The sequence below is a fragment of the Micromonospora foliorum genome (genome assembly GCF_022229015.1).
Classification (GTDB): Bacteria; Actinomycetota; Actinomycetes; order Mycobacteriales; family Micromonosporaceae; genus Micromonospora; species Micromonospora foliorum.
In genome coordinates this window covers 1-7578 of record NZ_JAKKFF010000285.1, presented here as the reverse complement: position 1 = coordinate 7578, position 7578 = coordinate 1, and the positions used below count along the sequence as shown (strand labels likewise).

The 7578-nt window shown below is 72.2% G+C and carries 7 protein-coding genes; 4 read left to right on the top strand and 3 right to left on the bottom strand.

The genetic code is table 11. The features are described 5' to 3' along the window. The first annotated feature begins 164 nt into the window (after positions 1 to 164). From mptB to PSH25_RS20950, 4 genes are all read left to right on the top strand, one after another. Positions 165 to 1568: a polyprenol phosphomannose-dependent alpha 1,6 mannosyltransferase MptB gene (mptB, locus tag PSH25_RS20965; RefSeq protein ID WP_238660708.1), complete on the top strand. Its 1404-nt coding sequence runs from the start codon at positions 165 to 167 to the stop codon at positions 1566 to 1568. Then, positions 1565 to 2788, top strand: a complete 1224-nt coding sequence (locus PSH25_RS20960) for a glycosyltransferase 87 family protein (protein WP_238660707.1) — start codon at positions 1565 to 1567, stop codon at positions 2786 to 2788. Before mptB ends, PSH25_RS20960 begins: the two co-directional genes overlap by 4 nt. Before the next feature lie 59 nt (positions 2789 to 2847). After that, positions 2848 to 3297, top strand: coding sequence for a ribonuclease domain-containing protein (locus tag PSH25_RS20955; protein ID WP_238660706.1), 450 nt, complete (start codon positions 2848 to 2850; stop codon positions 3295 to 3297). Positions 3298 to 3382: 85 nt separating this feature from the next. Then, positions 3383 to 3745, top strand: a complete 363-nt coding sequence (locus PSH25_RS20950) for a barstar family protein (RefSeq protein WP_238660705.1) — start codon at positions 3383 to 3385, stop codon at positions 3743 to 3745. A 63-nt stretch (positions 3746 to 3808) separates the two neighbouring features. Here the strand turns inward: PSH25_RS20950 and PSH25_RS20945 are convergent, their stop codons facing one another. The 3 genes from PSH25_RS20945 to PSH25_RS20935 all read right to left on the bottom strand — a co-directional run. Then, positions 3809 to 5230, bottom strand: a complete 1422-nt coding sequence (locus PSH25_RS20945; protein WP_238660704.1) for an FAD-binding oxidoreductase — start codon at positions 5228 to 5230, stop codon at positions 3809 to 3811. A gap of 222 nt (positions 5231 to 5452) precedes the next feature. Continuing rightward, positions 5453 to 6178, bottom strand: coding sequence for an HD domain-containing protein (locus tag PSH25_RS20940; RefSeq protein ID WP_238660703.1), 726 nt, complete (start codon positions 6176 to 6178; stop codon positions 5453 to 5455). Positions 6179 to 6260: 82 nt separating this feature from the next. Then, the coding region (locus PSH25_RS20935; RefSeq protein WP_372492822.1) for a pectate lyase family protein at positions 6261 to 7578 on the bottom strand (1318 nt) is incomplete at its 5' end.

Below are 7578 nucleotides of genomic sequence, written 5' to 3'. Positions count from 1 at the left end.
CGCTCTCGCGGCCGCCCCCCCTGCACCGAGCAGAGCCCATACCGGCCCGAACCACGCCACCCGCCGTCGACGGCGGGACGGCCGAGCCGGTCCGACATCACGCCGTCGCCTGGTGATCGTCCGGTCGTCGTGTGGCGGTCAGCCGTGGGCGACATCCTGCCCGGGTGCGCACACTGCCGACCGTTGTCGCGTACCGGCTGCTCGGGGGCGTCGGTGCCGCGCTGCTGTCCTGCGCCGGCCTGGCCGCCGGTGCGCTCCCGGTCGGCGCGCACGCCGCCTGGTGGAGCGCGCTGCGGCAGCTCGCCGGGCCGGGTCTGCTCTGCGGGTACGCCGGCCTGACCCTGCTCGTCGCCGCCTGGTGGTGGGCGGGCCGGCACCCGCACGCACCCGACGAGGTCGTCGACCGGCGGTCCGCAGCGCTCACCCTGCTCTGCTGGGCGGGGCCGTTGCTGGTGGCGCCGCCGCTGTTCAGCCGGGACGCGTACAGCTACCTGGCGCAGGGCGCGATGGTCCTCGCCGACATCGACGTGTACCGGCACGGGGTGGCCCAGTTGGGCGGCGCGTTGGCCGGTGAGGTGCCGCAGATGTGGCAGCAGACCCCCGCGCCGTACGGGCCGGTGTTCCTCGCGGTGGCGGCCGTGGTCAGTGGGGTGACCGGCGGCAAGCTGGTGCTCGGCGTGCTCGGTCTGCGTCTGGTGGCGCTGGCCGGGGTGGCGCTGCTGGTGGCGTACCTGCCCCGGTTGGCCCGCCACTGCGGAGTCGACCCGGCCGCCGCGCTCTGGTTGGGCGTGCTCAACCCGCTCGTGCCGTTGCACCTCGTCGCGGGCGCGCACAACGAGGCGGTGATGCTGGGGCTGCTGGTGGCCGGGCTGAGTCTCGCCTTCGAGCACCGCTACGGCGCGGCCACCGTGCTGGTCACCCTCGCCGCGCTGGTCAAGGTGCCGGCGGTGGTCGGGTTGCTGGTGGTCGTGTCGCTCGCCGCGCGCCACCGCGGGCTGCCGACCTCGGTGGCCCGCACCGCCGGGTTCGCGCTGGGCACCGCCGCCGTGGTCACCTGGGCCACCGGCATCGGGTACGGGTGGGTCGGCGCGCTGGGCACGCCGATGTACCGGCACAGCTGGTCGATCTCCAGTGCGTTGGGTCGGGTGGCGGTGCGCGCGGCCGGGCGGTTCGGTCTGCACCTGGGCGACGCCCCGATGCGGCTCTGCCTGGCGTTGGGCGTGGCCGCCGTACTGGCCGTGGCGGTCGGCGTGTGGTGGCATCGGCGGCGGCTCGGCCCGGCGTACGCGCTGGGTCTGGTGTTGGTGGCGACGGCGCTGCTCGGCCCGGCGACCCGGCCCTGGTATGCGCTCTGGGGTCTGGTGCTGATCGCGGCGGCGGCGCACGGGCGGGCCCGGCCGGCGGCGGCGCTGGGCGCGGTGGTGCTCGCGTTCGTGGCGCTGCCCAGTGGCTTCGGGCCGGACGTGGCGCAGGCGGTGCTGGCCGCCTCCGGGGTGCTGGTGGGGTTGCTCGCGGTCGGTTCGCTGCGGCTGCTGGTGCCACCCGCCGTGGTGGAGGTGGCCCGGTGAACGCGGGTCGGCGGCAGGTGGTGACGGTGCTGGCCCTGGTCACCGTGCTCGCGGTGGGGATCGCGGTGCTGCCCGGGCATCGGGGCTGGTTCGACGTCGGTGTCTACCACGGCGCGGTCGGGCACTGGGTGCGCGGCGGCGACCTGTACGAGTGGACCACCGGCAACGGGTACGGGTTCACCTACCCACCGTTCGCCGCGGTCACCATGCTGCCGATGGCCGCGCTGGCCTGGTACCCGACGATCGTGGCGAACCTGCTGCTCACCGCGTTGGCCGTCGCGTTCCTGCTGCACCTGCTGGTGGACCCGTTGGCCCGCCGGCACGGATGGACCCGCTGGTACGCGCTCACGGTGGCCTGCTGTCTGCTGGCCGGGCTCAACCCGGTGCGGGACACGGTCAGCTTCGGGCAGGTCAACCTGTTGCTGGTGGCACTGGTCTACCTGGACCTGTGGTTGCTGGAGCGGGGCAGTCGGCTGGCCGGAGTGGGGGTGGGGCTGGCCGCCGCCGTCAAGCTCACCCCGGCGATCTTCATCGGGTATCTGCTGGTCACCGGGCGCTGGCGGGCCGCCGCCACGGCCATCGGCACCGCCGTCGGCGCCACCGTGGTCGCGGCGGCGTTCGCGCCGGAGGCCAGCCGCATGTTCTTCGCCGAGGCACTGTGGGACACCGACCGGGTCGGTGAGTTGGCGTACGTGTCGAACCAGTCGCTGCTCGGTCTGGTCGCCCGGCTCGATCCGGCGCACCCGGACCGGCGGCTGTGGCTGCTGCTGGTAGTCGTCGTGCTGGCGGTGTGGGCGGTACGGGTACGTCGGGCCGTGCGCGACGGCGACGAACGGGCCGGCTTCGCGCTGACCGGCGTCGCCGCGTGCCTGGTCAGCCCGGTCACCTGGGTGCACCACCTGGTGTGGCTGGTGCCGGGGCTGGTGGTGCTCGCCGCGTCCACGCTGCCGTGGCCGCCGGTCGGCGCGACGGCCCGCCGTCGGGCGTGTGCCGCCGTCGCCGGCTACGTCGTGCTGTGCAGCGGGCTGGTCTGGGTCTTCGCCAACGGGTCGGCCGGGCCGTGGGGGTTCGTGGGCGCCAACGCGTACCTCTGGGTCAGCATCGGCATGCTCGCGCTGCTCCCGATCGGGCGCGCCGAGACAGATGATCATCCGGGGTTCACCGAGCATTGTGGAGCAGTTGGGGTGCCGAGGGGTGTTGTCGTCGACCGGCAGCGGTGAGACTGGGTCCGGTCCGACAATCACGCGGATCGATAGATCGGATGGTCTGGAGGCAGCCTGTGTCCACCCTCGTGTCCCCGCTGGCCACGCTCGGCGCGATCCGCCGGCGTACCACCACCCTCGCCCTGCTCGTCGCCATGGTCGCCGCCGCGCTGGTCGGCCCGTCCGTGGTCTCCCCCCGGTTGACCGACCCGGCCTCGGCGGCGGTCTACAGCTCCTGCACCATGAGCCGCTGCGCGGACGCCCGCACCGCCCGTTCGGGCTGGGCTGCCAAGGGGTTCCCGACCAGCCGCGGCTGGTACTCCTGGAGCGGGGGGAAGTCCAACTTCGCCGGCGGCCAGTTCTACAACTACGAGGGTCAACTGCCCACCAACGCCACCTACTACGAGTACGACGTCTACCCGCGCACCCAGGGCGCCGCTCGGGACGCGTACCGGATCGTGGTGAACCGCAGCACCGGGGTCACCTGGTTCTCGCCCAACCACTACACCGACTTCTACCGGCTCTGACCGATCCGGGGGCCGGTCGGCGTCGGCCGGCCCCCGCGTCGTCACCCCGGCTCAATGTCGCCCCGGTCGGATCAGGAGGAACGTGATGGTCGACGAGGACGCGGGTCGGATGCCCGACTGGCTGGTCGTTCGCCGCGACGCCGCCCTCGACGTGCCCGGCGCGGTGGTGCTGGCCGGAGCGACGACGCGAACCAGGGCCGGGTTGTTCGCCGCGCTCGCCGCCGTGCTGGCCCTGCCCGCGTACCTGGGTGACACCTGGGACGCCCTCTCCGACGCGCTCCGGGACCGGCTCGACGCCGGCCCGCTCACCCTGCTGATCACCGACGCCGACCAACTGCTCGTCGACGAGCCGTCCGATCAGTACGGTCTGCTGCTCACCGTGCTCGGCAACCTTGCCGCCAGTGCCCCGAACCCCCTCTGCCTCGTCCTGAACGAAGCCGCGCTCTGATCGACGCGCCCGAGGTGGGGAGATCGGCGGTGCGGCTGGCGCCCGCACCGCCGGTCATCCCGGTCAGTGCGTCGCGGGCGGGATGCTCTGGTCGTACTGGAAGACGTTGTGCGGGTCGTACTTTGCCTTGATCTTGCGCAGTCGGGGGAAGTTGTGCCCCCAGTAGGCCTTCTCCCACTCGGCCATGCCGATGTTCGGCACGTTGACGTAGGCGCCGTCCACGTAGGGCCGCAGCGCCTGACTGAACTCGGCGATCCAGGTCTGGGCGATCGGGGTCACGGCGTCGTTGCTGTCGGGTTCGCCGCGGGTGCCCCAGCCGACGCCGGGCTCCGAGTAGAAGAGCGCGTCGCGGTGCGGGAAGGCCGCGCCACCGAAGGGCTCCTGCCGTTGCGCCCCGCGGCCGAAGGCCTGGGTGAAGAAGTTGCTGTCGGGTGAGGGCGCCTTCTCCATGAACGCCTGGATCACGCTGACCGCCTTGTCGGGGAACGGCTCGCGGGTGAACTGGGAGAAGAACTTCCATTTCGCCGGCTCGTCCTCGTTCGGGATCTGGAAGCCGGCGTAGATGTCGCCCCAGTTGCCGGTCTGCACGGTGACAGTGGGGTTGCCGATCGACAGGATCGGCGCCAGCAGCTTCCTGGCCTCTGCCTCGGATTCCTCCGCGAGCACCGCGAACAACAGGATCTCGTCCGGGTGCACCTCCACCTGGGTGCCGAGGCGGGGGTCGGCGAAGGGTGCCACGCGCTGCCAGGCGTCGAACACCTCGTGCAGGTCACCGAGACCGGGCCAGGTCACCTGAAGGTAGGCGACGCTGGTGAGCGGCGCGACCTTGTAGGTCAGGGAAGTGACGATCCCGAAGTTACCGTTGCCCGCTCCGCGCAGCGCCCAGAGTAGGTCCGGGTAGTTCCACGGGTCCACCTCGAGCACCTTCGCGCCGTCGGCGCCCGCCGCCACGACGATCTCCGCGCCGATCAGGTTGTCGCAGGCCATCCCGAGGTAGCGGGTGAGGAAGCCGAAGCCACCGCCGAGGGTGGCCCCGGACAGGCCCACGGTCCCCTCGGTGCCGGTCGTCGCCGCTAGGTCGTGCTCCCCGAGGGCGGTCACCGCCTCCGACTGGGTGAGCCCCGCGCCGACCTTCGCCGTGCGGGTGGCGGTGTCGATGTGGACGTCCTTCAGCTCGCTGACGTCGATCACGATGCCGTTGTCGACGTTCGACCAGCCTTCCAGGTTGTGTCGGCCACTGCGTACCCGCAGCGCGACGTCGTGCTGCCGGGCCCAGGTGAGCGCGTTGACCACGTCCTGGGTCTCCTGGGCGAAGACGATGACCAGCGGATAGTGCACGAACAGCTCGTCCCAGCCGAGGCTGGCCTCCGCGTAGTCGGGGCTCTGTGGGCGGACGATCCGGCCGGTCAGCTGGGCCGGCGGGAACTTCGTGTCGGAGGGCCACCCGGGACCGTCGGCCGCGATCGCCGAGCTGCCGGTGATCACGCTCGGGATGGCGACCGCTCCGGCGCCGACGGCCGTCGCCCTGAGCAGATCACGACGGGAAGGTCGCGCATGGTCAGAATCCTCTCGATTGGTGACACGCCCGAAAGACGAACCGAGAGGGGCGTTTCCTCTCATCTGGCGCGAAACCAACCGTAATGCCCGACGCTTCCTCGCAGATCTGAGAACTTGTCACGGAACCCGGTCGGGTGATCCGGGGACGGGTCAGCTCGGGGCGGGCTGGTCCAGGATGGCGCTGAACCGCTCCTCGGCAAGGTCCAACTGGCCGAAGATGTGCCGCTTCACCGCCGCTGACAACGGGGTGTCCGGTCGGCCGATCAGGTCCCGGAACAGCGGCACCAGCGGCCGGTACTTCCGGGCCGACGAGATCACCTTCGGCCCGACCGTGTGGATCACGCCCACCCCGTTGTCGGTGAAGTCCGACACCTTGATCACCCGGGCCCAGGGCTCCCGGTCCAGGCTGACCGCCAGGTGCTCCCGGTACTGCTCGTTGCGGTCCCGCTCGGGGTCGTACACCGGGTTGGTGACCGCGGCGACCAGGGTGGCCACCCGGGGCCCGAACCGCGCGGCGAGCGCGGCCAGCGCGGCCCCGGTCGGGTCGGCGCCCGGGGCCCCGACGGCCAACTCGGCCGGGTGGTCCTCCACCGCGTCGTGCAGCAGACCGGCGACGATCACGTCCACGTCCCGCACCTGGTAGTGGTGCATCAACCGGATCGCCACCCGCAGCAGGTGGTTCAGGTACGGCTCACGGACCCGTCGATCGTCGCGGTGCAGTTCGGCGGCGAGGTCGAGCGCGGCGGTCAACCGCGCCCTGGCCGCCTCGTCGAACTGCTGGACCTCCAACCGGAAACGTTCCAGCAGGCCCGGTTCGCCGTGGATCTCGGTGATCGCGTGCATCGGCATGCTGCCCAGGTGCGGCGGGAAGTCCATGCGTCACTTATAGCCGATCTTCACCACATCGATGAGCCCGTACGTCGCCGACCCGACCGCGAGTCGCGGGCGCGCCGAGCCGTCAGATCGGCAGTCGGTCGGCGCCGGCGAGCGGGCCCACCACGAGGGGGACCAGCGGCGCCGGCAGGACGGGGTCGCGGCGCAGGGTGGGCGTCCAGCCCGCGTCCGCGGCCAGGTCGGGGTCATGGGTCGCGTTGTACGCCGCCAGCAGGTCGACCGGTCGGGCCGCGCCGCCGCCCTGGCGGACCCAGGAGCCTCGCTCGGTCACCGCGGTGCCACCCCAGTCGTGGAGCAGGTCCGCCGGGTCGACCGCCGCGTCCAGGGTGAAGAAGTTGTTCTGTGCGTAGATCGCCGACTGGACACCCACGCCGAGCGCGTACTGGAAGTCGTCCCCACCGAGCCGGTAGTGGTTGTTGTAGACGTCGACCTGACCGAAACGCACCCGGGGCAGCCGTTGCAGGACGCCGTCGAAGAGATTGTGGTGCAGGGTCACCCGCAGCCGGCCCACGTCCGGGCCGACGGTGTTGGACGAGCCGATCAACAGCAGCTTGTCCCGACCCGTGAAGCGGTTCCACGAGGCGGTGACCAGGCTGGCGGTGTGCGTGACGTCCAACGACCCGTCGTGCACCTGGTACGGCCGACCGAAGTACACCGGTTGGGCGCTGTCCGGGTTGTCGCCGTCGGTGAAGGTGTTGTGGTCGACCCAGACGTTCTCGCTGCGGCGTACCGAGATCTGGTCGTACTGGCTGTTCCAGTTGCCGGCCTCGCCGTCGGTCGGTGACCAGGCCGGGAAGCAGTCCCGGGCGTCGACGAGGGTCAGATTGCGGACGATGACGTTCGACGCCCGGTCGATCATGAGGGTGAGCCCGGTCAGTCGAGCGCCGCGCAGCCCGACGATCGTGGTGTTCGGCCCGACGTTGATCTGGGTCTGCCGGGTCTGGTTGGCCACCGAGCGCACCCGGGCCTCCTCCAGCGGCCCGCTCGGTGGCACCCGTCCCCACACCGCCGGGTCGTACGCGGCCAGGTAGGCGTCCAACCGGTACCCCGGGTCGGCCAGGTCGGCGCAGCTCAGCGGCGTACCGCCGGGCCCTTCGAAGCCGTCCACGGCACCGTCGACGTAGATGAGCTTCGGGGTGGCGTCGGTGGCGTTGGCGGCGTTGTCGCCGCCCAGCGCGGCGACCAGCTCCGCCCGGTTGTGGACCGCCCGGGTCCGCTCGGGGCTGGCCGTCGAGCCGCCGGTGGTGCCGGGGCCGTCGGCCGCCCAGCCGTCCCGCTCGGGCAGCGTCTGCCGGCCGAGGTGGTCGGCCAACCCGGAGAGCCGGTCGGCGGACGGGACGTCCGGGCGGGCAGCGGCGGCGGCCGGGGCGGCGCAGAGCGCG